Origin of the sequence: Streptomyces roseolus (assembly GCF_014649855.1) — a bacterium.
Lineage (GTDB): Bacteria > Actinomycetota > Actinomycetes > Streptomycetales > Streptomycetaceae > Streptomyces > Streptomyces roseolus.
In genome coordinates, this window is record NZ_BMTV01000036.1 from 24443 (window position 1) to 49561 (window position 25119).

Below are 25119 nucleotides of genomic sequence, written 5' to 3' on the forward strand. Positions count from 1 at the left end.
CCGCCTCACCTCCCCAGCCGCTTCAGGACGTCGGAGAGCGCCGGGGCCTCCCGGTCGCGCCGGGACACCGAGGTGACCGGCAGCGGCCAGGGGATGCCGAGCTCCGGGTCGTCGAAGGCGATCGTCACGTCCTCGGCGGGGTCGTGCGGGCGGTCGATCCGGTAGGAGACGTCCGCGGGCCCGGTCAGCGCCTGGAAGCCGTGCGCGCAGCCGGCGGGGACGTACAGGGTCGCCTGCGTCTCGCCGGACAGCTCGACACAGAGCCGGCCGAGGTACGTCGGCGAGTCCGGCCGCAGGTCGACGACGACGTCGAGGATCCTGCCGTACGAGCACCGCACCAGCTTCGCCTCGCCGGCGCCCGAGCGCAGGTGCATCCCGCGCACCACGCCCCGGACCGAACGGGACAGGCTGTCCTGGACGAAGGCGTCCGGGTCGATCCCCGCCGAGCGGACGACCTCGGCGTCGAAGGTGCGGCAGAAGGAGCCGCGCGCGTCGGTGTGCGGCGTCGGCTCGAAGAGGCGGGCGCCGGCGATCTCCGGGACGTGGGTCGTTTTCATCGTGCCTTCCGGGACGTGGGGACGGGGGCGGGGAACAGGGACGAGGACAACGCGGCGAAGTGGGCGTCGAGCCGGCGCGCGGTGACGCCGTTCCGTTCGGCGAGGACGCGGCGCACCTCGGCCGCGTGCTCCTCCAGCGCGTGGAACCGGTCGAGCAGCCGGCCGGCGTCGACCTCGCGCGCCGGGTGCCGGTACGCCCCGAGGCCCATGTCCTCCATCAGCGCGTCGCTCTTCGCGGCGTAGCTGAGCGCGAGCGTCGGCGTTCCGGTCCGCAGCGCGCACACCAGGTTGTGGTAACGCGTCGCGACCACCGCCTCGGCCGCCGCCGTCTCCGCCATCAGCTCCGTGAGCGAGGCCGCCTCCGCGGCGGTGACCAGCGGCGAGTCGACCGCGTCGAGGATCGCGGCGACCACCCTCGCGTCGCCGGCGTCGCCGGTGAGGAGCCGCACCCGACGCCCCTCCTCCGCCAGGGCGCGGACGAAGCGGGTCGTCCCCTCCACGTAACGGCGGTGGATCTCCCCGGCCCTGGCCCGGTCGTCGTTGCCGCCGTGGAAGTCCATGACGCCGACGCACACCGGTCCCGGCGGTGCGCCCGGGGGCGGCGCCGGCAGGGCGAACGCGAGGTCGGGGTGGACCGCGTCGCCGGTGGTGTCCACGCCCATCGCCCGCATCGCGTCCCGGGACAGCCCGTCCCGGTAGGAGCGGTACGCGGCCAGCCGGGCCGACCAGCGGACCAGGACGCGGGTCGGCCGCTCGGCGACCGCGTCCGCGCCCACCCCGACCAGGGCGACGGGGGTCCGAAGGAGCCGGCCGCTCGCGCAGAGCAGGAAGAGGGAGTACGGGAAGCCCCACGGCCGCAGCGGCAGCGTGGCCTCCAGGACGCCCATGCCCGGCACGATGACCAGGTCGTGCCGGCGCACCCAGGCGGCGGTGCGGACGGCGTCGACGAGCTTGCCCAGCGCCTTCCCGGCGACCGCGCCCGCCCGCGACGCGGTCCGGTACTCGCCCCGGTACCAGTGCAGCCGGGTCGCCGGGATGCCGAACCGGGCCGTGACGGCCTCCGGGCCGCCGCACAGCGCGTCGACGACCGCCGTCGGGTGCGCGGCGCGCAGGTACCGGAGGACGGCGTCGAGCGAGCCGTCGTTGCCGAGATTGCCGGAGCCGAGCAGTCCGAACACGCCGACGCGTACGGGGGTCACCGCCGCCTTCCCTCGCGGCCGGCGACCAGCGCGTCGACCGAGACGGTCAGCTGCGCCGGGTCGACCGGGGCGCGGTCCTCCACCCGCTCGCCGGCGCCCGGCCGGGCCCGGCTCGCCGCCCAGTCCGCCAGGTGCCGGTAGCAGGCGCGCCGGTCCGCGGAGGAGAGCGGGGCCCGCCGGATCGCCGCGACGAACCCCCACACGTACTCGGCGAGCAGCCGCGGCGTCGGGTGCAGCGGGCCCGCCCGGCGCGGGTCCAGGTTGACGCAGCGGGCCCGCTTGGAGGGGTTCGCCCGCTCGGCGCGGGTGGGGTGGTCGCGGCGGAAGTACAGCAGCTCCGGCACCTGGTGGAAGGGGCCGTTGAGGCCGATCTCGGCGACGAAGGTGCGGTCCGCGTGGTGGTAGCTGTCGTGCGGCCGCACCCGGCGGAGCACGTCGGCGCGGATCACGCCGTAGAAGTCGTCGCCACCCGGCTCGAACAGCATGCTGCGGAAGCGTTCGGGGGCGTGCGGGGAGGCGGTGGCCAGACCGTACGCGTACGGCACCTTCACCCGGCCGTCGCCGTCGATGACGGCCTGGTCGGCGTGGGCGAGGATCACCTCCGGCCGCTCGTCCAGGGCCTCCACGCAGCGCCGCAGCAGGTCCCTGGCGTACAGGTCGTCGTGCGAGGCCCACTTGAACAGTTCGCCGCGGCACTCGGTGAAGACGTGGTTGTGGTTCGGCGCCGCACCGATGTTCCGGGCGAGCCGGAGGTAGCGGATCCGCGGATCGCGCGCGGCGTAGTCGCGGCAGATCTCCTCGGTCCCGTCGGTCGACGCGTTGTCGGAGACCACCAGCTCGAAGTCCCCGTACGTCTGCCCGAGAAGGGCGTCGAAGGACTCGGCGAGGTACTCCTCGCCGTTGTACACGGGCAGGCCGATGCTGAGCCGGGGAACGGCGGTCATGAGGTCCTCACTTCACGGATCGGTTTCTGGTCGTGCTCACGCAGGGCGGACCGCAGCTGGAGCCACCACACGGCCGAGCCGGCGAGGGTCGCCGCGGCGACGCCCCAGGCCGAGCCGACCGCGCCGCCCGCCACCGCGCCGCCGAGCCCGCCGGCGGCGTAGCAGGAGGAGGCGAAGAGCTGGGCGCGCAGACCGCGCCGGGCCGCGCCGAGCGCGCGCAGCCCGGCGGCCGCGCCGGTGCCGAGGCCGGCGCCCGCGACCCCGAGGGCGGCCGGGACGACGAGCGGCGCGGCCGAGTGCCAGACGTCGCCGAGCACCAGCGCGCCCGCCCGGTCCGGCACCAGGAGCAGCGCCGCGCCCCACAGCAGCGCCGCGCCCGCCTGCCCGCCGCCGAGCAGCAGGCAGAACCGGCCGAGCCGGTGCGGCGTCCGGTCGAGGACCCGCGCCGCCTCCGCGACCGTGACGAGCGACAGGCCCATCAGCACGGCGAGGAACGGCCCCAGGAGCAGCTCGGCGCCCCGGACCGCGCCCACCGCGCCCGCCCCGGCGAGCGCGCCGAGCCCGTACGCCCGCAGCTGGCCCGCGCCGCTGAGGCTGACGTTCTCGACGAGGTACCGGCCGCCGAGGTCGCTCTGCTCGCGCAGCCAGCCGCGCACCGCGCCCGGCCGGGGCCGCACGCCGGACTGGAGGCAGCCGTACGCCGCGGCGACGGCGGCCGACCCGCCCCAGGCCAGCAGGAAGGCGGCCACGCCGCCCACCCGGGCCGCCACCACCAGGGCGGGGACGAGCGCGACGCCCCACACCACGTCGTTGACGAAGGCCTTGCGGCCCTGGCCGGCGGCGAAGAACGCGAACCGCCAGGCGTCCTGGAGCAGCAGCGCGGGCAGCACGACCCCCAGGCACGCGAACGCCGCGCCCGTGCCGCCGCCCAGGGCGAGCCCGACCGCCAGGCACACCGCGCCGACAGCGGCGCCGACGCCCAGCGCGGCGCCCGACGAACGGGCCGCGGCGGCCCGCCAGGACGCCGCCGGCACCGCGCTGAAGCGCACCACCAGCGGATCGGTGGCGATGCCCCGGGAGACGTTGAGGACCACGCCGTACGTCACCCACGCCAGGCTGAACACGCCGAAGGCGGCGAGGCCGAGCGAGCGGGCCACGTAGACGCCCACCGCGAAGTTGGTCATGCTGGAGGCCGCCTGGTCGGCGAGGCCCCAGGACAGCCGGCCGGCGAGCGCCCGCCGGCCGGAGCGCCCCGCCGGGGCCGCCTCCGCCGCCTTCCCCTCCTCGGTGGTCACCGGCCTCACGCCTTGATCAGCCCGGCGTCGCGCAGCGCCTCGGCCGCGGTGGCGACGGTGTCGAAGGGCAGCCCGGACCGCTCGGCCACGTCCAGCAGGCTCGGTCCGCCGTCGGAGAGGCTGAGCACCCACAACATCGCGAGCTGCGCCTCCTTGGCGTCGCTGCGCCCGCCGAGCGAGTCGTACAGCCCGCGCCTGCCGAGCTGCGGTTCGCCGTACGGGCTGAGGTTGACGTACCGCCGGTTGCGGTCGAGCACCGCGAACGCCTCCCGGCAGACCGCGAGGGTGTCCTCCATGGCCTCCGGGGAGACGAAGTCCGGGTCGTCCGCCGAGGTGTGGTACTCGGGATAGCCGCCGTACGGCGTCCGGCTGAGCGAGCCGACCCCGAGGTCGAAGCCGGGGGAGCAGTACTGCCGCTCGTCGTAGCCGTACGGCGCGAAGTCGACGATCCCGTGCGGGCGTCCGGACGTCTCCAGGACGTGCCGGAGCACCCGGTCGATCTCCGCGTCGCCGCGCCTGCTCCGCTTGTACGTGAGCCGGCCCCGGTCGCCCGCGCAGGCCAGCACGAGGCCGTGCTTCACCCGCTCGATCCGCTCCGCGTTGCGGGCCAGCCAGGTGATGGCGCCGATGGTGCCGGGCGCGAAGACGAACCGGTACGTGTAGTGCGGCGTCCCCTCCGCGAGCGCCCGGGCGAGGAAGACCGCCACGGCGATCCCGGCCAGGTTGTCGTTGGCGAGCGCCGGGTGGCAGACGTGACTGGAGACGATCACCTCGTCGGCGACCCGGCCGGGGACCACGTGCTCGGCGTAGGTGAGGTGCCCGTCGGCGAGCGTGGAGTCGATCCGCACCTCGTACGGGCCGTCCGGCAGGGCGTCCAGGGTGTTCTGGGACAGGCAGAAGCCCCACTCCGGCGTGTAGTAGCTGGTCCGGTACGGCACCAGGTCCGGCTGGTCCGGCAGGGTGTGCAGATGGCCGCGGAGCTCGGACAGCGGCATCGTCGCCGCGACCGGCACGCTGTAGCCGAGCACGTGGAGGCTGGACGCGGCGAAGTCGACGACCCGCCGGCCGGTGGCGTCGGCCACGTACGCGTCCCTGATGTTCCACTCCTGCGGCACCGTCCAGTCGAGCACCCGCGTCCCGGTCGGCACCTCGTGCACCCGCAGCGGGACGTACTCGCCCACGACGTCCAGGGTGGCGCGCACCCCGTCGCCGGTGATGCTCCGGCACAGCGGGTACAGCCGCTCCACCAGGGCGTGCATCTCCTCGCCCGGCGTCGTCATCGACGTCGCAGGGTGTCGTCGACGGCCCCGGCCTCGGCGGAGGCGCGCAGCACCGCGAGCCGGGTGAAGCGCCGCTCGAAGGCCTCGCGGCCCAGGCCGTGTGCGCGGTAGGCGTCGGCGAGTTCGAGCGCGCCGCGCTTCACCGACCACGCGCAGTCGAAGCCGGGGACGGCCGCCCGGAAGCGGGAGAAGTCCACCCGGTACGAGCGCGGGTCGGCGCCGGTCTCCCCGGTGATCACCACCTTCGAGCCCTCCACCGCCTCGGCGACCTGCTCGGCGATCTCGGCGACCGTCACGTTGTTGCCCTCGCCGCCGATGTTGAACGCCCGGTCGTGCACGGCTTCCCGGGGGGCCGTCAGGGCCGCCGCGAACGCGCGGGCGATGTCCTCGGCGTGCACCAGCGGACGCCACGGGGTGCCGTCGGAGAGCACCAGGACCTCGCCGGACAGCAGCGCGTGCCCCACCAGGTTGTTCAGGACGATGTCGGCGCGCAGCCGGGGCGAGAAGCCGAAGGCGGTGGCGTTGCGCAGGTACACCGGGCTGAAGTCGCCGTCCGCGAGCGCGTGCAGGTCGTCCTCGACGCGCACCTTGGACTCCGCGTACGGCGTCACCGGGCGCAGCGGCGCGTCCTCGCCGACCAGTCCGTCGCCGCCGGCCGCGCCGTACACCGAGCACGTCGACGCGTACAGGAAGCGCCGCACGCCGGCGTCGCGGGCCAGCCGGGCGAGGCGCACCGAGGCGTGGTGGTTGATGTCGTAGGTGAGCTCCGGCGCCAGCGAGCCGAGCGGGTCGTTGGAGAGCGCGGCCAGGTGGATCACCGCGTCCACCCCGGCCACGTGCTCGGCCGTGACGTCGCGCAGGTCCACCCGGTGCCCGGGCGGGTCCGCGGGCGCCGGGCCCAGGACGCAGTCGGCGAAGAGGCCGGCGTCCAGGCCGACGACCTCGTGCCCGGCGGCCGCCAGGACCGGGGCCATCACGGTGCCCAGGTAGCCCTGGTGTCCGGTCAGCAGTACGCGCACGATTCATTCCCCCAGGTCGAGAGTGAGTTTGGTGACGTCGAAGGCCTCCGCGTAGCGCGCGTGGCATTCGATGCCGCGGATCCGGGCCAGGCCGAGGAAGGCCTCCCGGTCGTACCAGGGCCGGTGCCCCTGCGAGGGGTAGTGCTCCTGCAGCAGCCGCACCTTCTCCTCGGCGGTCCCCGCCGTCAGCGGCTGGTACGCCGTCGGGCGGCCGAGGTCGGCGTCCCACTTGACGATCTCGTAGCCGAGCACGAGGTGGTCGCGGAACGCGGTGGGCACCAGCCGGGCCAGGCCCCGGTGGTCCTGGTGCGCGTCGGCGGTCCGCGGGGCGAGGACGACGTCCGGCTCCGTCCCCGCCCGCAGCTCCTCCACCGCCGCCTTGGCCTCGTCCCAGTGGGCGGGCAGCCGGCCGTCCGGCAGCTTCAGCACGGTCAGCCGCAGGTCGGCGTCCGGGCAGAAGGCGGCGAGCGCGGCCCGCTCCTCCGCCTCCCGCTCACCGCCTCCGCCGGTCAGCACCAGCGCGTCGACGCGGACGCCCGGCCGGGCCCGGCAGACCGTCAGCAGCGTGCCGCCCGCGCCGATCGCGATGTCGTCGCAGTGCGCGCCGACCGCGGCGACCCGCTCCACGGGCCCGGCCCCCAGCCGGATCACGCCCGCGCTCCCACGCGGTCCCGCTCCCACACGGCCCACGGCCGGTCGCCCCGGGCGTAGGCCTCGTCGAGCGCCGCCCGCTCCTTCACCGTGTCCGTCGGCTTCCAGAACCCGCGGTGCCGGTGGGCGACGAGCCGGCCCTCCTTGGCCAGGCCGGCGCAGCCGTCGGCGACCAGGTCCCCGCCCTCCGGTATGTGGTCGAAGACCTCCTGCCGGAGCACGAAGTAGCCGCCGTTCTCCCACAGCGGCAGCTCGCTCACCGGGGTGATGCCCCCGACCAGGCCGTCCTCGCCCAGGTCCACGCAGTGGAACGACGACTGCGGCGGCACCACCATCATCGACGCGCCGGCGTCCCGCCGCGCGAAGCGGTCGATCATCTCCGGCAGCGGGGCGTCGGTGAGCACGTCCGCGTAGTTGGCGAGGAACATCTCGTCGCCGTCCAGGTGGTGGCGGACCCGGCGCAGCCGCTCGCCGATCGGCGACTCGATGCCGGTCTGCGCGAAGGTGATCGTCCAGTCGGCGATGTCGGTGGTGAGCAGCTCGGTCCGGCCGCCCCGCAGCACGAAGTCGTTGGAGGTCGTCTCCTCGTAGCTGAGGAAGAACTCCTTGATGTGGTGCGCGCCGTAGCCGAGGCACAGGATGAACTCGGTGTGCCCGTAGTACGCGTAGTACCGCATGACGTGCCAGATCAGCGGCCGGGGGCCGACCATCGCCATCGGCTTGGGCACGTCGTCGGAGGCCCCGGCGCGCATGCGCAGCCCGTAACCGCCGCAGAACAGGACGACCTTCATCGCGTCACCTCGACGATGCTCAGTTCCGGGATGGGGAAGACCAGCCGGCCGCCCCACTCGTGCACGTAGGACAGCTGCTCGACCAGCTCGTCCCGCAGGTTCCACGGGAGGACGAGCACGTAGTCCGGCCGGTCGGCGGCGATCCGCTCGGGCGGCAGGACCGGGATCCGGGTGCCCGGGGTGAACCTGCCGTGCTTGTAGGGGTTGCGGTCGACCGTGTACGGGAGCAGGTCAGGCCGGATGCCGCAGTGGTTGAGCAGCGTGTTGCCCTTGCCGGGGGCGCCGTAGCCGACGACCGTCTCGCCCCGCTCGGCCGCCTCGATCAGGAACCGCAGCAGGTCCCTGCGCACCTTCGCCACCCGCTCGGAGAACCGCGCGTACCCGGACAGCTCGTGGAGCCCGGCGGCCTTCTCCCGGTCGAGGACCTCCGCCACCCGGTCGCCCGGCTCGCCGGCCGCCTCCGCCGGGCGGGCCCACAGCCGGACCGAGCCGCCGTGCGTGGGCAGCAGCTCGACGTCCACCAGCGTCAGGCCGCCGCTCGCGAGCGCCCGGGCCGCCGACTCCACCGTGTAGTACTGGAAGTGCTCGTGGTAGATCGTGTCGTACTGGTTCTCCTCGATCAGGGTCAGCAGGTGCTGCACCTCGATCGACACCCAGCCGTCGTCGGCGACCAGCGCCCGCAGCCCCTCGGTGAACCCGACGACGTCCGGGATGTGCGCGTACACGTTGTTCGCCACGACCAGGTCCGCCGGCCCGTGCTCGGCGCGCACCGCCGCACCGGTGCCCGGCGACAGGAACTCCGTGAGCGTCGGCACGCCCGCCTCCCGCGCCGCCGCGCCCACGTTCACCGACGGTTCGATGCCGAGGCAGCGGATCCCCCGCTCCACCACGTGCTTCAGCAGGTACCCGTCGTTGCTCGCCACCTCGACGACGAACGCGTCCGGGCCGAGCCCGAGCCGCTCCACCGCGCCCGCCACGAAGGTCCGCGCGTGCTCCACCCAGGACGTCGAGTACGAGGAGAAGTACGCGTACTCCGTGAACGTCTCCTCCGGCGTGATCAGCGGCGGGAGCTGCGCGAGCCGGCACTCGGCGCACACCCGCAGGTGCAGCGGGTACGCGGGCTCCGGCAGGTCCAGCCGGTCCGCGGCGAGAAAGCTCTCGCACGGCGGGGTCGCCCCCAGGTCGACGACGCTCACCAGCGCCGCCGAGCCGCAGAGTCGGCATCGTGTCATCAACTGCCCCCCATCGATTCCGTCCGCCCCGCGATCGCGGCGCGGTACTCCTCCACCAGGCGCTCCAGACCGACCGCCGGGCTGAAGAACCGCTCGTAGCGGCGCCGGGCCGCCCGGCCCATCTCCGCGTTGCGTCCGGCGTCGGCGGCGATCCGGCGCACCAGGGACGCCAGCGAGCCGGCGTCGCCCGGGCGGTGCAGCAGCCCGGTCACCCCGTCCTCGACGAGCTCCGAGAGCCCGCCGTGGCCGGCGGCCACCACCGGCACCCCGGCCGCCATCGCCTCCGCCGCCACCAGGCCGAAGGTCTCCCGGGCCTCCGACGGCGCCACCACCGCCACCGCGGCGGCCACCGCCTCCCGGACCCGCGCCGGGTCGTACAGGCCGACGAACCGCACGTCCTCCCGGCCCTCCGCCCAGGCCGCCACCTCCCGGTCCAGCGGCCCCGCCCCGGCGATCACCAGCGGCACGCCCACCCCGCCGTCCGCCGCCAGTTCCTCCCACGCGGCCATCAGGAGCCGTACCCCCTTGGCCTCGGTCAGCCGGCCGAGGAACAGCACGTGCCGGCCGGGGCCCGTGCGGACCGTGCCCGGGTCCGGCACGAAGTTGTGCTTCACCACCATCCGTTCGGCCGGCATGCCGGACCGCACCAGCACCTCCCGCTGCGCCGCCGAGATGCACAGGAAGCGCTCCACACCGGACCACCAGCGGCGCCGGTTGACCGCCAGACCGACCGCGAGCGGCACCGTCGCCAGGCGCGAGTCCCGGTAGCAGCCGTGCCGGACGGCGGCCAGCGGCACCGTCGGTCCCACGCAGTCGCCGCACGCCCGCCCGTCCCGGTGCAGGGTGCCCGGCGGGCACACCTGCGTGTAGTTGTGCAGCGTGGCGACCACCGGCACGCCGGCGTCGGCGCAGGCGGCGAGGACCGACGGCGACAGCAGCGGGAAGACGTTGTGGACGTGCACCACCTCCGGCCGCTCGGCGCGCAGCCGCGCCGCCAGCTCCCTGCGCGCCGCCGGGTTCCACGGCACGAGGAGCGGCACCGCCGCCTTCCCGAGCGGCGACCGGGAGCCGATCGAGTCGCTGCGCCGCTCGAACAGCCCGACCCGGTGGCCGGCCGAGCGCAGCAGCGCCACCTCCTCGTCGACGACCCTGTTCTCGCCGCTCGGCTGCGCCGAGGAGTAGCGGTTGTGCACCACGAGGACACGCATGCTCAGGTCACCTCCTCGCCCACAGCGGGGCGGGTCGGGCGGGCGGCTCGGCCGCCGCCGGGGCCGGGACGGGGGCCGGTGCCGCCAGCAGCGAGGCGGCCAGGGCCAGGTGCAGCAGATACGCCGAGGCGTCCCCGAGACCGACCTCGGTGTACGAGGAGAGCGCGCAGTAACCGATCAGGAAGATCGCGCACGCCCTCGGCAGCGACGGCGGCCGCAGCAGCGCCACCCCGCCGAGCACGAGGAGCAGCGCCGCGACCAGCGTCACGCCGAGGAGGCCCTGCTCGTGGTAGACGGCCAGCCAGCTGTTGTCGATCGGCAGCCCGTCGAAGGACTTGTCGCCCAGGCCCGCGCCGAGGAAGCGCTCCCCGGCCGTCCGGGGCGCCGCGAGCAGCGCGTCCCAGACCTTCGCCCGGCCGGTGAGGTTGGCGAAGTTCTCCTGGCTCTGCCCGCGCAGGAACCACGCCCGCAGCGCGGAGCCGAACACCACCGCGGCCACCGTGGCGCACAGCACCGCCCAGGCGAAGACCCGGCGGGCCGCCGCACTGGTCAGGAACAGCGAGCCGACCGCCAGCACCAGGCCGATGAGCAGCCCGAGCGTCGCCGTCCGGGTGTGGGTCATCGCGAGCAGGACGAGCGCCGGCACGACCACCACCGCCGCACCGGCGAGGGTCGTCCGGCGGCCGAGCAGGAGCAGCACGGTGAGCCCGATGACCACCGCCGCGTACTGCCCGATCTGCGGCGGCGTCAGCGGCCACAGCGCCCCCACGAGCCGCCCCCCGTAGTACTCGGGCAGGGCCGTGCCCGGCGCGACGGCCAGCCCGGCGGCCACCAGGCACAGCACCGCGAAGTACATCCGGACGTGCAGGCGCACGAAGCCCAGGCCACCGTTCCACCAGCGGGTCAGCAGCCACAGCGTGGCGACGAACAGCGCCAGCCGGGCGCACCGGAACAGCGCGCCGAACCCGACCTCCAGGTGCAGGCCGGCGATCACGCTCGGCACCAGCAGCAGGGTGAGCAGGAAGACGAAGGCGCTGGGCCGCACGCGCAGCGGCCGGTTGACGGCGAGCGCGAGCGCGAAGGCGACGACCAGCGCCCCCATCGTCACCATCTGGATGAGGGAACGGGGGATCACGACGACGGTCTTCGCCCCGGCGGAGCCGAGCGTGTTCAGGGCGAGCAGTGCCCAGGCCGCCCCGGCGGCCCTCGGCACGCGGTCGGCGGTCACCCCCGCCCCCCGCCCGGCACCACGGGTGCCACCGGTGGTGTTCCCGGCACCGCCCGGTGCCGCTCCTCACTCACCACGCGCCCCCCGGCCGTGGAACCCGAGCACGGTGGTGAACCCCGCCGCGCCGGCGGCGGAGCCGGTGCCGATCAGCGCGGTGGCCGGCTCCTTGCGGCCGAAGCCCGCGGAGTACCAGCCCAGCGGCGGACGGCTCTCCCCGCGGTGCGCCCGCCATGACAGCTCCCCGGGCAGGTCGAGCACCGCCGAGCGGTCCTCGCCCTCCCGCGACGACCAGGTGAGCACCGCCCGGTTCCCCACCAGCTCGGCGTCGACCGACGGACCCAGGTGGAAGGCGAGACGTACCCGCCCGCGCCCGCCGCGCACCTCGTCACGGATCCTCAACTCTCCCGTGGTGGAGGAGAGTTCGACCGAGCGCCGGTGCACCACGCCCTCGTAGCCGTCGTGCTCCGCGCACCAGCGGGCCGGCCTCCCGCCGGAGGCGTCCGGGACGTCCGCGACCAGGACGTGGGTGCGGGCGTGCCGGGTCCACAGGAACGGGCCGCCGGAGACGGACTGGTCGGCGCCGTCCCACTGGAGCGTGTTGTGGGCGAGCGTGGACCGGAAGTAGCTCCGCCACTCGGGCTGCCCGTGGTAGCAGTACGTCCCCGGGTCCGCGAGCACGTCGACGCCGTCGTGCCGCACCTCCACGGACAGCGCGTCCGCGTGGGCGTGCGCGGCGATCGACAGGAAGCCGTGCGGACCGCCGTCGCAACGGCACCAGATCCCGCCGGGACCCCGCAGCACGGTCAGGCCCGCGTCGGCGAAGTGGGCCGGCCGGGTCCGCGGCCGGGACACGGCCGGTGCGGCGCCGCCCTTCCCGTACGGCCGGACCAGCGCGGCCAGCAGCGGGGTGCGGACATCGGTGCCGGGCGCCTCCGGCCACCAGGGGAGCCGGCCGAAGACGGCGTCCCCGGTGGCGAGCAGCGAGCCCCAGCGGTCGGTGCCCGGGCCGTCGAGGACCAGGCCGTGGCCGTCGTCCGCGTCGCCCTGGCGCGGTGGCCGCAGCCGGTCGTCGACGACGGCCGCCAGCGCGTCGGTCATCCGCAGCAGCACGAGCCGGACGGTCCTCGGGACCGGCACGCCCGCCGTGTCGGCCTCGGCCACCGCCGCCAGGCCCAGTTCGAGGACCAGACCGTGGTACTCGGTGGCCAGCTCCCGGTTGAGCCCGGAGGGGAAGGTGTTGCCGCGCAGGTGCCGCTCCAGGGAACGCAGCGCGTCGACCCGCCACCGCGCCGAGGAGGGGAACCAGCCGAAGGCGCAGGCCGCCGCGAACTGTCCGGCGGCCTCCGCGACGACGTGGTTGTTCGCCGACGAGCCCCGGCTGGGGAAGGCCGCCAGCCACCGCTGGTGGTGCCAGATCTGGCGGAGCGCCACCGGGTTCTCCTCGAACAGGCCGGGCGCGCCCGGCCAGCCGTCGAGGAGCCGGCGGACCCACACCCAGGACAGGAGGCGGATCCCCAGCTCGATGCCGCTGGTCCAGTGCACCCCGCGCAGCGGCGCGTTCGCCGCCCACCAGGACCGCAGGTGCGCGTCCACCCGCTCCGCGTACCGTTCGTCGCCGGAGAGCGCGTAGGCGGCGGCGAGCACGGTGAGGTACTGGTGCCGGGACAGCTCCCAGATCTGCTTGACGTCCCCGACCGCCTCCTCGTCCCGGTACGGCACGTCGAAGGCGTACCCCCAGGGCGCCCGGCGCCCGGTCTTCGGGTCGTACCACCAGTCCGGGGCGACCAGGTCGTCGCGCGCCACCCCGAAGAACACGGCCCGCCCGGCCATCAGCCGGTCCGCCTCGGCGAGCAGCCGCTCCGCCGCGTCCGGCGGCACCGCCGCCAGGGCACCGGCGGGCAGCACGGCGGTGAACCGGGCGCCGGTCACGGCCGGGCACTCCGGTCGCGCCGACCGCCACCGCCGCCTGCGCACCGCGTCGCCGACCCGGCCGCCGACCTCCCGGGGACCCATCCGGGACAGCCGCCGCAGGTACCAGCCCGCGCTCATGGTCCGCGCGCCCTTGCCTCCGGCGCTCCCGGCCCGCGCGTCCGCGGACCCCGCGTCCGTGGTCCCCGCGCCCTTCGCCGCCGTGCTCCCGGTCACCGGGCCCCCGCCAGCGCCACGGGCACGCCGGCGGCGAGGGAGGCCGGCACGGCGAGGGTGGCCGCCGTGGTGGCGACCAGCGACTCCAGCGGCACGGGCATCGGGCCGCCGGTCCGCACGGCCTTGACGAACGCGGCCAGCTCGGCCGACTGGCCCTTGTCCCGCGCCTTCGGCAGCCGCGAACTCACCCACCGCCTGCGGCCGTCGTACACCGAGGCGCGGACGAAGTCGTCGAACCGCAGCACCCTGCCGTCCGCGACCAGGTCCAGCGTCTCCTTGGGGAAGCCGGGCGCGCCGCTCGTGACGTAGCTCAGGGTCGCGGTGGAGCCGTCCGGGTAGCCGAGCACCACCTGGAGGTCGTCGTTGCCGGGCGGGGCGACCGCGTACACCGACACCGGGTCGGCGCCGAGCAGCCGGCTCGCCGTGTCGACGAAGTGGCCGCCCTCGCCGGTGAACCGCGAGCCCTCGGAGCCCGCCCGGAGGTACCAGCTGCCGTGGTCGAGGCGGCCCGCGTTCACGAGGTAGCGCAGGCTCGCCGGGCCGGTCCGGGCGCCGAAGCGCTCCTGGGCCTCCCGCAGCAGCGGCGCGAACCGGCGGTTGAAGCCCACCTGGAGCCGGTCGTTGCCGGACTCCTCCACGGCCGCGAGCACGCCGGCCAGCTCGTCCTCGGTGAGCGCCAGCGGCTTCTCCACGAAGACCGCCTTGCCGGCGAGCAGCGCCCGCCGGGTGAGGCCGGCGTGCGAGCTGTGGCGGGTGACGACGAACACCGCGTCGACGGCCGGGTCGCCGAGGACGGCGTCCAGGTCGGTCGTGGCCCGGGCGAAGCCGAACTTCCGCTGCGCGTTCGCCGCGGACAGCGCCGTCGTGGTGACGACCGCCGACAGCTCGACGCCCTCGCGGCCGGTCAGGTGCGGCAGCAGCATCGAGGAGGCGTAGTTCCCCGCGCCGACGAACGCGAGCCGCACCGGCCGCCCCGCGACCCGGGCGGGGGGAGCCGTACCGGCGGGACGCGTCACCGACGGCACCGTCACCGACGGCACCGTCACCGTGGGCACGGCCGTCACCGCCGTCCCGGCCGGGGCCCCGTCGACGGCCTCCGCCGCCGTCCCGTCGGGGTACCGGAACAGCACCGCCACCGCCTTCAGCGCCCCGTCCTTCAGGCGGCCGTACGTCTCCACGGCGTCGTCGAAGTCGGCGACGTGGGAGACCAGCGGCTCCACGGAGACCCGCCCCCGGGCGACCAGGTCGAGGAAGCAGGCGAGGTTCCGCCGCTCGGTCCAGCGGACGTGGCCGATCGGATAGTCGCGGCCCTCCAGCTCGTACTCCGGGTCGTAGCGCCCGGGGCCGTAACTCCGGGAGAACCGGACGTCGAGCTCCTTCTCGTAGTACGCGTTCCACGGGAGGTCCAGGCGGCACTTGCCGATGTCGACGACCCGGCCCCGGTCCCGGGACAGCCGGGCGGCCAGCTCCACCGGCTGGTTGCTGCTCCCGCCGGCCGCCAGATACACCTGGTCCACGCCGTGTCCGGCGGTCAGTTCGGCGACCGCGTGCGCCACCGCCGCCGAGTCCGGGTCGCCGCAGGCCGCCGCGCCGAGCCGCTCGGCGAGCGCGCACCGCTCCGGGTCGGGGTCGACGCCGACCACCCGGACGCCCGCCGCGGTCAGCAGCTGCGCGAGCAGCTGGCCGATCAGCCCGAGGCCGATGACCAGCGCCACCTCGCCGAGCCGCGGCTCGCCCTGGCGCAGGCCCTGGAGCGCGATCGACCCGACGGTCCCGAAGGCCGCGTCGCGGGGCGCGAGGCCGTCCGGGACGGGGGTGTAGAGGTTCTTCGGCACCCAGTTCAGTTCGGCGTGCAGGGCGTGCTCGTTGCCCGCGCAGGCCACCAGGTCGCCGACCTTCACGTCGTCGATCCCGGCGCCGACCCGATCGACCACCCCGCACAGCGAGTAGCCCAGCGGCGTGTACGAGTCCAGCTTGCCCATCACCTTGCGGTAGGTGGCGGGCACCCCGTTGACGGCGACGCTCTGCACGACCTTCGCCACCTGGTCGGGCCGCGAACGGGCCTTGCCGACCATCGACATGCCGGCCTCGGAGACCTTCATCAGCTCGGTGCCGGTGGATATCAGCGAATAGGCGGTCCGGACGAGCACCCCGCCCGGCTTGCAGCCGGGCACCGGCACGTCGAGCAGCGCCAGCTCGCCGCTCTTGTAGTTCTGCACTACCTGTTTCACCGAGGTCCTCTTGTCTCTACTCGTCTTCTCGTGGCTCTGCGCGGCTGTCGCCGGCTCTACGCGGTGCGGGAAGGGCTACGGTCCGCCGCGGAGGTCGCGCCGCGGTACCAGTACTCGAGGGTCAGGACGTGCCACAGGTGCTTGGAGTGGTCGTGGTGCCCGGCGGCGTCCTCGGCGACGAGCCGCCGCAGCGCGTCGCGCCGCAGCAGTCCGGAGCGGACCAGCTCGCCGTCGTGCACCACCTCGCGCACCAGCGGCGCGAGGTCCCGGCTCATCCAGGCCCGCAGCGGGGCGCTGAACAGGCCCTTGGGCCGGTGGACGACCTCCCGGGGCAGGACCGAGGACGCCGCCTCCTTCAGGACGGCCTTGCCCCGCCGCCCGACGATCTTCCGGGAGCCGGGCACGGCGAACGCCGCCCTGACCACCTCGACGTCCACGAACGGCACCCGCACCTCGGTCGACGCGGCCATGCTCGCCCGGTCCGTGTAGGCCAGGTTCAGACCCGGCAGGAACATCCGGGTGTCGCCCAGGCACATCCGGTTGACGAAGTCGTCGAGGTCGTTGTCCCGGTAGACGTCCGCGTGCTCGGCCAGCACGTCGTCGACCGCCCCGGCCAGGTCCGGATCGACCAGGTCGAGCAGCTCGGCCCGGTCGTACAGCGTGTAGCTGCGGCGGAACGCCGTCTCCTCCGGCAGCTCCGCGAAGGACAGGAACCGCTTCGCGAACCGCACCGACCGGTAACCCCGCCGGGCGGTGGCGACCGGCAGCCGGTCCACCGCGCCGGACACGGCCCGCCGCAGCGGCCGGGGGACCCGCTGGTAGCGCAGCGCCACCAGATTGGCCAGGTGCTTGCGGTAGCCGGCGAACAGCTCGTCCGCGCCCATCCCCGACAGCATCACCTTGACCCCGGCCTCCCGGGCCGCCGAGCAGATCAGGAAGGTGTTGATCGCCGCCGGATCCCCGATCGGCTCGTCCAGGTGGTACGTCATCCGGGGCAGCAGCTCCTGGACGTCCGGGGCGATCTCGATCTCGTGCAGCTCGACCCCGAACCGGCCGGCCACCTGCCGCGCGTAGCGCAGGTCGTCCGGCATCGCCTCGAACCGGGCGTCCTCGGCGCGGAAGCCGATCGTGTAGGCGGAGATCCCCGGCCGGTCACGGGCGGCGAGCGCCGTCAGATAGCTGGAGTCGAGACCGCCGGAGAGGAAGGTCGCCACCGGCACGTCGGACAGCAGGTGACGGCGGGTCGACTCCTCGACGACGGCCGCGAGGTCGGGCACTTCTCCCGCGCGGGCCCGGTCACGCCCCTCGGCGGCGACCTCCCGCAGGTCCCAGAACCGGCCGCGCTCCACCCGCCCGTCCGGACGGCACCGCAGCCAGCTCCCCGGCGGCAGCTTCTCCGCCTCCCGGAACGCGCACCGCGAGTCCGGCACCCAGTAGTACAACAGCGAGGCCACCAGCGCCCCGTGGTCCACCTCCAGGGATCCGCCGCTCACCGCCGCGAGCGCCTTCAGCTCCGACGCGAACACAAGGCCCTCGCCGCGCCGCAGCAGGAACAGCGGCTTGACGCCCAACTGATCTCGTACGAGGACGAGTTCACCGCTGCGCTCGTCGAGGATCCCGAACGCGAACATGCCGCGCAGCCGGGGCAGGCAGTCCGTGCCCCACCGCCGCCACGCCTCCAGGAGCACCTCGGTGTCCGACGTCCCCCGGAACCGCACCCCCGCCGACGCCAGCTCGGCCCGCAGCTCCGGCGCGTTGTACAGCTCGCCGTTGTAGGTGAGGACCAGGCCGTCCTTCTCCATCGGCTGCGCGCCCGTCTCCGACAGGTCGACCACGGACAGCCGGCGGTGCCCCAGGTGCACCTCGCCGTCCCCGGCGCGACCGCTGTACCGGCCCGCCCCGTCCGGCCCCCGGTGCGCCAGCGTCTCGGTGAGCCGGTCGGTCACCGCCTTCCCGTCCGGCCACCGGTACGTACCCGCGATGCCACACATCTCTACCGTGCCTCCTGGTCGCTGTCCGGGACCCGCGCCGCCCGCACCGGCAGCCGGTCCGTCCGCCACCGGCCTTCCCCCACCGCCCCACGGGCGTGAGGGGCATCCCCACCGTTCCGCGGGGACCGCCGCGCTTCCGGCGCGCGCGGCGTCCCGGAGGCCGCCCCGTCCCACAGCGTGCCGTCGGTCCGGTCGCGCGGATCGGGGTCCACGAGCACCACGCCCACCACCGGGACGCGCTGGTCGGCGAGGTGCCGGGCCACGGCGTGCAGCCAGGCGACGCTGCCGAACCCGGCCCGCACGAACAGCACCGCCCGCGCCCCGAGCTGCGGCAGGTCCGCCCACGCCGCACCCGGCGCCACCGATCCGACGCCGAGGCGGCGCTCCCGGTGCGACAGCTCCGCCGCGCCCCCGCCGTCGACCACCACCGGATCCCCCGGGGCCGGACGGCGGCCCGCCAGCGGCAGCCCCGGCAGCCCGTCGACCACCGCCACCGGACCGTCCGCGCCCAGAGCGCGGGCGAGGTCCAGGGCGACCGCCCCCGTCTCCCGCGCACAGCCCAGCTCCAGGAGCGACACCGGCCCCGCCGCACCGCGCACCGTCCGCGCCAGCGACCGGGTCAGACGCTCCCGTGCCTCCCGGGTGCGCCGCCGCCACGACCGGCGCGGCAGCTCCGCGACGACCGAGGCGCCGAGGTGCGCGGCGATCTCCCGGCGCAGCACCGGACGGTCCGCCACCACCGAGCCGACCGCCGCCACCGCCAGGCCCAGCGCGAGTCCGAGGGCCAGCCCGATCGCCGCGTCGACGGCGACCGCCTTCGGCAGCGAGTGCGGCACCGCGCGCGGGGCGTCCACGATCTGCGTACCGGCGACGAGACGCGGGGTGCCGACCCGGGCCTGCGCCGCGCGCTGGTCGAAGTCCGAGATCCGCGACGTGAGTTCGGCCCGGCGGGCGAACAGCGACTCCATGTCCGCCGACGCCGCCGGCGCCTTCTCCCGAGCCGCCTCGGCGATCGCCCCGTTGACCCGGGAGAGTTCGTCCCGCATGCGGTCGCGCTGGTCGAGCAGCGCCTTCGCCTCGGCGTCCGCCGTCTCCCGCAGCCGCCGCACGTGGTCGGCGACGAACGCGTCGGCGAGCGCCCCGGCACGGGCCACCGCCTCCGCCTCGCTCCCGCCCGAGACCGTGATCCCCATCAGGTTGTTGGTGAGCCCGAGCCCCTCGTACTCCTCCATGAACTCCTCGGGCCTCACGGGGGAGCCGAGCGACCGCAGCGCCTCGCCCGCGATCCGCGTGGTGTGCAGCAGCGCGACATCGGTGCGGATCAGCGTCCCGGGATCGTTCGGCTGGTCCTCCTGGTGCGCCACGAGCACCTTCACCGTCGCCGTCGGCGGCGGCACGAGCACGCACGCGAGCACCGCGCCCGCGAGCAGCCCGAACAGCGCCAGCGACGACCACAGCCGGCGCCGTCCGCGCACCGCCGCCAGCAGCGTCTGCAGGTCGATCAGCGGAGCGGCGGCCGCCGGCTCCTCCTCCGCGTGCGTCGTCACCGGGCACCCCCCTCCGGCCGGCCCCGTACCGCCCCCGCGACGACGAGGCCGACGACCTCCTGCCGGGCGTCCGCGCACGCCCCCGCGATGCCCGCGAGCTCGCCCGACGTCCAGCTGCCCGGGCTGACCACGACCACGACGCCCGACTCGCCGTCCCGGTCCGGCAGCAGCGGATGCGACACCGTCACCCCCACGAGCCGCAGCGCCGGACGGCCGTCGTCCGGGGCGGAGGCGCTCCCGGCCTCGGCGACCAGCTCCCCGGCGGCCCGCCGGGCGATCTCGTCGCCGTCCGGGACGACGACGAGGAGCCGGCCGGCGGCGGGCAGCCGGTCCCGGAGCCGGGCGTACACCCGCCGGTACCGGATCCGCCGCCCCGAGGCGTCGCCGGACGCCCTCGGCACCGGCACGTCCCAGCGGACGTCGAGCCCGAGCAGCCGACGGAGCCACGCCCCGGGACCGCGCACCCCGGGACGGACCGCGGGACGCCCGCCGGGCACGTCGACGGAGCCGACGGGCACCGCGCCCAGCGCGGCCGCGATCTCCGTCTCGGTGCGCGGCCGGCGGCTCATCCGCGCGGCGGCGAGATGCCCGACGACCGCGAGGAGGAAGAACGACACGGCTCCCGCGGCGACGAGGTGGACCCGGGTCGGCGGCGCCTCCCCGGCCGGCCGGACCGCCGCGCCCATCACGACCATCGCGACCCTCCCCGCCCTTCCGGCCGCCGGATCCGTCTCGTCCAGCTTGGTCATGGCGTCGCGCAGCGCCGTACGCAGCTTCTCCAGCTCCGTACGGGCCTGCACGCTCTCCACCGTCCGGCCGGGGTCGGCGGCGCCGGCCAGCTCGGAGATGCGGCGGCTCGCCGTCTCCACCGCCTTCCGCAGCGTCTCGAGCCGCGTCTCCGCCTCCGGGTCGGCGGTCCCCCCGCCCACCCGGGTCGCGAAGGCGACGAACTCCCGCGCCGTCGTGTCGGAGAGCCGCTGCGCCCCGGACGCGGTGTCGGCCGTGCCCGAGATCCTGATGACGTTCCCCTCGGCCACCTCCGCGGCGATCCGCTCACGCAGCTCGACGCCGTCCGCGCCGCTCCGGCCGAGCGAGGCGGCCACCCGGTCGACCACCACCGAACTGGTCGCGATCTGCGCCTGCGTCAGCAGCTCCCGCTCCTCCCACGACCCCGGCAGCAGCACCGACACCGAGGTCGTGTAGCGCGGCGGCAGCAGCAGCGAGACGCCGTGCCCGACGAGCGCGCCCGCCAGCGCGAGCACGGCGAGGAGCCGCCATCGCCGACGGAGGATCCGCCCCAGACTGACCAGGCGTATGGTGTCGTCGCTCAACGGCGCGGCCCCGTCCCCGCCCGGCCCCGGCCGCCGCCCGACAGCGCGGCGGCGTAGGCGTCGAGCAGTGCGCGCTGGGAGTTCCGCCAGGCCAGCGGTCCGCCGATCCGCTCCTGGCCGGCCTTCCCCATCAGGGCCCGCTTCTCCGGGTCGTCGAGGAGCAGCGCGACGAGCCGCGCGAACTCGGACTCGTCGTTCGCCGGCGCGTACAGGGCCGCGTCACCGGCGGAGACCCGCGCCTCCCGCAGGTCGAAGGAGACGATCGGCCGGCCCATCACCATGTACTCCAGGACCTTGTTCATCGTCGACACGTCGTTGAGCGGATTGCGCGGGTCGGGGGAGAGGCACACGTCCGCGGTCGACAGGTAGCGCACCAGATCCGCGTCCGGCACCCGTCCGGTGAACTCCACCCGGTCCGCGAGCCCCAGCCGTCTCGACAGCTCCACCATCGCGTCGAAGGTGTCCCCGCCGCCCACGAACACCGCGTGCCAGTCGGTGCGCCCCAGCTCGTCGCGGAGCCTCGCCAGCGCCCGCAGCGCGTAGTCGACGCCGTCCTGCGGCCCCATCACCCCCAGATAGCAGAGCAGATGGGGCTTGCCGCGCTTCAGTTCCGGCTCCGGCGGCACGGGACGGAACCGCTCGGTGTCGGGCGCGCTGCGCACCACGAACACGTCCTCGGCCCGCCGGCCGCCCCGGCGCACCGCGACGTCCCGGTAGCTCTCGTTCGTGGCCAGCACCACGTCCGCCGCCCGGTAGGTCATCCGCTCCAGCCCGCACACCGCCCGGTACAGCAGGTCCTTCCCGCGGTCGAACCGGGACAGGTACAGCTCGGGCACCAGGTCGTGCTGGTCGAAGACGAACCGCGCCCCGCGCCGCTTCAGCCACCGCGCCGGCAGGAACAGCAGGTCGGGCGGGTTGCAGGCGTGGACGACGTCGACCGGCCCGACCTTCCGGGCCAACCGGACCGTGTGCCAGAGCGCGGAGCCGTACTCCCGCAGATAGCCGGCCGGCCCTCCGGTGGCCGCGCGCAGCGGATAGCGGTGGATCCGCACCCCGTCGATCACCGCCTCGCGCTCCGTGTCCCGCCTGCCGCCCGCGGGGCAGATGACGTGCACCTCCCAGCCCGCGTCCCGGAGCGTCAGGCACTCCTGCCACACCCGCCGGTCGAACGGCACCGACAGGTTCTCCACCAGGATCAGCGCGCGCCGGCGGTGCCGGTCGCCGCCGGTCTCGTCACCAGGCAAGGCCCACGTATCCGGGTTCGGCCCGGCGCGCGTCGGCGTCGGGGAGGCGGACGAGGTCGATGATCAGCGGGCCGTCCCCGTGGGGCAGCGCCGCGAGGACGGCCGGGTCCCTGGTTCCGACCAGGCACACCTCGGCGTGGTCGAGCACCTCGTCGACGGTGTCGGCGAGCAGCTGCGCCAGGTGCGGCAGCCGGTTCTCGATGTACTCGCGGTTCGCGCCGAGCAGCCGGGAGAGGTTCACGTTGGCGTCGTGGATCCGCAGGTCGTACCCCTTGCCGAAGAGCCGCTCCGCCAGCTCGACGAGCGGGCTCTCGCGCAGGTCGTCCGTGCCGGGCTTGAAGGAGAGCCCGAAGAGGCCCACCCGCCGCTTCCCGGTCCGCTCGACCAGCTCGACCGCCCGCTGGAGGTGGTCGGCGTTGGAGACCAGGACGTGCGAGAGGATCGGCACCGACACGTCGGCCCGCCGCGCCGCGTGGACCAGGCTGCGCAGGTCCTTGGGCAGGCACGAGCCGCCGAACGCGAAGCCGGGCCGCAGATAGGCGGGGCTGATGTTCAGCTTCCGGTCGGCGAGGAACACGTCCATCACCTGGTGCGAGTCCACCCCGAGCGCCTGGCACACCGCGCCCAGCTCGTTCGCGAAGCCGATCTTGAGGCCGTGGAAGGCGTTGTCCGCGTACTTGATCGCCTCGGCCGTCGGCACCGGCACCCGGAACACCGGGCCGGGCAGCCCGTCGTACAGGGACTCCACGACGTCGCCGCTGTCCGCGTCGAGCTCGCCGACGACGGTCTTCGGCGGGTCGAAGAAGTCCCGCACGCTGGTGCCCTCGCGCAGGAACTCCGGATTGACCGCCACCCCGACGTCCACGCCGACGGTGCCGCCGACGCGCTTCTCCAGGAGCGGCACCAGCAGGTTCAGGCAGGTGCCCGGCAGCATGGTGCTCCGGTACACCACGGTGTGCCGGCCGCCCCGCTCCGCCAGCGCCTCCCCGATCTCCTCGGTGACCCGCTCCAGGTAGGTCGTGCACAGACTGCCGTTGGCCTCCGACGGCGTCCCCACGCACACCAGCGACACGTCGCTGCCCGCGATCGCCTCCCGGGCGTCGGTGGTGGCGCGCAGCGCCCCCGAGGCGACGACCTCGGCGACCAGTTCGCCGATCCCCTCCTCGACGACCGGCGCCCGGCCGCCGTTGACCAGGTCGACCTTCACCGGATTCACGTCCACCCCGATGACCTCGTGCCCCAGACTGGCCAGGCACGCGGCCGACACGCAGCCCACGTAGCCGAGCCCGAACACGCTCACCCTCATGACCCGCCTCTCCCCCCGGACAGGCCCTCACGGCCCGTCCTCCGCCCCGCACCCAAGTCGCCGGCTCCCGGCATCAATAAGCCCCCTGACCGTGTATCACCGCGCGGAAGGTCTTCCAGAGGATCACCGTGTCCAGCGCGAGCGACCAGTCCTCCACGTAGCGCAGGTCGAGCCGTACGGCCTCCTCCCACGACAGGTCACTGCGCCCGCTGATCTGCCACAGGCCGGTCAGCCCGGGCTTCACCAGCAGCCGCCGGCGGATGTCCGGGCTGTACGCGGCGGACTCCTCCGGCAGCGGAGGCCTCGGGCCCACCAGCGACATCGTTCCGGCGAGTACGTTGACGAGCTGCGGGAGCTCGTCGAGCGAGTACCGGCGCAGCACCGCACCGACCCGCGTCACCCGCGGGTCCCGGCGCATCTTGAACAGCGGTCCCGCCCCCTCGTTCCGCCCGGCCAGCTCCTCGCGCGCCCGGTCGGCCCCGGCGACCATGGTCCGGAACTTCAGGATCACGAACTCCCGGCCGTCCTTGCCCACCCTGCGCTGCCGGTAGAGCACCCCGCCCCGGCTGTCCGTCAGGACGAGCAGCCCGACGGCCAGCATCAGCGGTGCCAGCAGGACGAGGAGCACCGCCGCGCCCAGCCGGTCGACGACCTCCTTGACGGCCCGGCGGCCCCCGGTGAACGCCGGCATGCTGACGCGCAGCAGCGGTATGCCGAGCACCGCGTCCACGTGCAGCCGCGGCCCGGCCACCTCCATCAGCACCGGGGCGACCACCATCTCGGCGTCGCTGCCCTCCAGGTTCCACGCCAGCCGCCTCAGCCGTCCCGGCGACCAGTGCGGGTCCGGGGTGACGGCGACGACCCGGAAGCCGTCGCGGTGCACGTGGTCGGCGACGTCCGTCAGGCGGCCCACGACGGGAACCCCGTCGAGGCGGCCGTCGTCGGGCCCGAGCCCGTCCGTCGTGCACACCGCGTCCACCCGCCACCCGAGGTGCGGGAACTTCCGGGTCCGGGAGATCAGGTCGCGTACCGTCGCCGCGCTCCCGGCGGCGAGCACCGGCCGCAGACAACGGCCCTCCTTCCGCTGCTTGTGCAGCCACAGCCGCAGCAGGTACCGCGCCGTCATGGTGACCAGCGCGATCGCGGGGATCGCGACGAAGATCCACAGCTTGATGTTGCGCGAGGTCAGGGCGATCCCGCCGAGCGCCAGAGCGACCGTCGCCATGAACAGCGAACGCCCGAGCCGCCGGAACTCCTCCGCCCCCTGCCCGAGCACCGCCGGAGCCCACGCCCGGCTGACCGCGAGCGCCCCCAGCACCAGGAGCTCGGTGCCGAAGGCCAGGATCCCCCACTTCTCGTGCCAGTCGGCCGCGTCCCTGGCCCCGAAGAAGTCCCCTATCGTGCCCACCACGAGTGCGGTGGCCACCACGTCGCCGGTGATCACGGTACGGCGGTACCGCTGCTCCCAGTCCATCGACGGTCGACTGATCTGCCCGCTCGCCAGGCGCTCACGCGCAGACGGAGACGGGCTGAGTAATCCCCCTTGCCGCACAGAACCCCCCAGGTCCCAGTGGTCGACGCGCTCGCCTTGCACTGTTCCTCAGCCCGGGGCGGCTCCCCACCGTCCCCGTATGGCACACAGGTTCGCGAAGTCTGACCGCGCTGGTCCGGCGCGATCAGCTGAAGCATGGTCAATCTAGAGCATGCGAACCGGGTTGGAGAGAGGGTGTGTGCAATTTGTGCGCAAGGTTTGAGCCGTTGTCCACCACTTGCTCACCGGCCCCGTGCGACCAAGTGTTCCCACGTGTCACCTCGGTCACTCACGCATCACGGGGTTGCCATAAGGAGGTTGTGCCGTAAGGAGATTGACGCAACGTCAGATGGTGACGAGCAAGCCCTGCCGGTGGGGTCCTGTCGCCG

At 74.9% G+C, this 25119-nt stretch carries 19 protein-coding genes; all 19 read right to left on the reverse strand.

The window, feature by feature from the left end; all coding sequences use genetic code 11:
• Nucleotides 1-5 precede the first annotated feature (5 nt).
• The 19 genes from IE245_RS31890 to IE245_RS31980 all read right to left on the reverse strand — a co-directional run bounded on the left by IE245_RS31890 (nucleotide 6) and on the right by IE245_RS31980 (nucleotide 24751).
• On the reverse strand, nucleotides 6-557 hold the full coding sequence (locus tag IE245_RS31890; RefSeq protein ID WP_189954025.1) for a dTDP-4-dehydrorhamnose 3,5-epimerase family protein: 552 nt from the start codon (nucleotides 555-557) through the stop codon (nucleotides 6-8).
• Complete coding sequence (locus tag IE245_RS31895; RefSeq protein WP_189954027.1) at nucleotides 554-1756, reverse strand: polysaccharide pyruvyl transferase family protein; 1203 nt, start codon at nucleotides 1754-1756, stop codon at nucleotides 554-556. The genes IE245_RS31890 and IE245_RS31895 overlap by 4 nt, the downstream gene beginning before the upstream one ends.
• Nucleotides 1753-2700, reverse strand: coding sequence for a glycosyltransferase family 2 protein (locus IE245_RS31900; RefSeq protein WP_189954029.1), 948 nt, complete (start codon nucleotides 2698-2700; stop codon nucleotides 1753-1755). Before IE245_RS31900 ends, IE245_RS31895 begins: the two co-directional genes overlap by 4 nt.
• Nucleotides 2697-3995, reverse strand: coding sequence for an MATE family efflux transporter (locus IE245_RS31905; RefSeq protein ID WP_189954031.1), 1299 nt, complete (start codon nucleotides 3993-3995; stop codon nucleotides 2697-2699). Before IE245_RS31905 ends, IE245_RS31900 begins: the two co-directional genes overlap by 4 nt.
• Nucleotides 3996-4000: 5 nt before the next feature.
• A complete protein-coding gene (locus IE245_RS31910) occupies nucleotides 4001-5275 on the reverse strand; it encodes a DUF4910 domain-containing protein (protein ID WP_189954033.1) in 1275 nt (424 codons plus the stop codon).
• Entirely contained in the window at nucleotides 5272-6294 is a 1023-nt protein-coding gene (locus IE245_RS31915; RefSeq protein WP_189954035.1) for an NAD-dependent epimerase/dehydratase family protein, read from the reverse strand. The genes IE245_RS31910 and IE245_RS31915 overlap by 4 nt, the downstream gene beginning before the upstream one ends.
• 3 nt (nucleotides 6295-6297) lie before the next feature.
• Entirely contained in the window at nucleotides 6298-6945 is a 648-nt protein-coding gene (locus IE245_RS31920) for a PIG-L deacetylase family protein (protein WP_189954037.1), read from the reverse strand.
• The gene (locus IE245_RS31925; protein WP_189954039.1) at nucleotides 6942-7736 is read right to left on the reverse strand and encodes a glycosyltransferase family protein; all 795 of its coding nucleotides are present in this window, start codon (nucleotides 7734-7736) and stop codon (nucleotides 6942-6944) included. The genes IE245_RS31920 and IE245_RS31925 overlap by 4 nt, the downstream gene beginning before the upstream one ends.
• On the reverse strand, nucleotides 7733-8968 hold the full coding sequence (locus IE245_RS31930; protein ID WP_189954041.1) for a class I SAM-dependent methyltransferase: 1236 nt from the start codon (nucleotides 8966-8968) through the stop codon (nucleotides 7733-7735). Before IE245_RS31930 ends, IE245_RS31925 begins: the two co-directional genes overlap by 4 nt.
• Nucleotides 8968-10176: a glycosyltransferase gene (locus tag IE245_RS31935; protein ID WP_189954043.1), complete on the reverse strand. Its 1209-nt coding sequence runs from the start codon at nucleotides 10174-10176 to the stop codon at nucleotides 8968-8970. Before IE245_RS31935 ends, IE245_RS31930 begins: the two co-directional genes overlap by 1 nt.
• A gap of 7 nt (nucleotides 10177-10183) precedes the next feature.
• On the reverse strand, nucleotides 10184-11404 hold the full coding sequence (locus IE245_RS31940; RefSeq protein WP_189954045.1) for an O-antigen ligase domain-containing protein: 1221 nt from the start codon (nucleotides 11402-11404) through the stop codon (nucleotides 10184-10186).
• A 66-nt stretch (nucleotides 11405-11470) separates the two neighbouring features.
• Entirely contained in the window at nucleotides 11471-13453 is a 1983-nt protein-coding gene (locus IE245_RS31945) for a heparinase II/III family protein (protein ID WP_189954047.1), read from the reverse strand.
• A 92-nt stretch (nucleotides 13454-13545) separates the two neighbouring features.
• The gene (locus IE245_RS31950) at nucleotides 13546-15780 is read right to left on the reverse strand and encodes a bi-domain-containing oxidoreductase (RefSeq protein WP_189954049.1); all 2235 of its coding nucleotides are present in this window, start codon (nucleotides 15778-15780) and stop codon (nucleotides 13546-13548) included.
• A 56-nt stretch (nucleotides 15781-15836) separates the two neighbouring features.
• The gene (gene asnB / locus IE245_RS31955) at nucleotides 15837-17771 is read right to left on the reverse strand and encodes an asparagine synthase (glutamine-hydrolyzing) (RefSeq protein ID WP_189954052.1); all 1935 of its coding nucleotides are present in this window, start codon (nucleotides 17769-17771) and stop codon (nucleotides 15837-15839) included.
• Nucleotides 17772-17773: 2 nt separating this feature from the next.
• The gene (locus IE245_RS31960) at nucleotides 17774-19318 is read right to left on the reverse strand and encodes a Wzz/FepE/Etk N-terminal domain-containing protein (protein ID WP_189954054.1); all 1545 of its coding nucleotides are present in this window, start codon (nucleotides 19316-19318) and stop codon (nucleotides 17774-17776) included.
• Nucleotides 19315-20649: a Wzz/FepE/Etk N-terminal domain-containing protein gene (locus tag IE245_RS31965; RefSeq protein WP_189954056.1), complete on the reverse strand. Its 1335-nt coding sequence runs from the start codon at nucleotides 20647-20649 to the stop codon at nucleotides 19315-19317. Before IE245_RS31965 ends, IE245_RS31960 begins: the two co-directional genes overlap by 4 nt.
• Complete coding sequence (locus IE245_RS31970; protein ID WP_189954057.1) at nucleotides 20646-21893, reverse strand: glycosyltransferase family 4 protein; 1248 nt, start codon at nucleotides 21891-21893, stop codon at nucleotides 20646-20648. Before IE245_RS31970 ends, IE245_RS31965 begins: the two co-directional genes overlap by 4 nt.
• Nucleotides 21883-23199 carry a nucleotide sugar dehydrogenase gene (locus tag IE245_RS31975; RefSeq protein WP_189954059.1) on the reverse strand — a complete coding sequence of 439 codons (1317 nt, stop codon included), beginning with the start codon at nucleotides 23197-23199 and terminating at the stop codon, nucleotides 21883-21885. The genes IE245_RS31970 and IE245_RS31975 overlap by 11 nt, the downstream gene beginning before the upstream one ends.
• 73 nt (nucleotides 23200-23272) lie before the next feature.
• Nucleotides 23273-24751 (reverse strand): sugar transferase, encoded by a 1479-nt coding sequence (locus tag IE245_RS31980; RefSeq protein WP_189954062.1) that lies wholly within the window; start codon nucleotides 24749-24751, stop codon nucleotides 23273-23275.
• Between the last annotated feature and the right edge of the window lie 368 nt (nucleotides 24752-25119).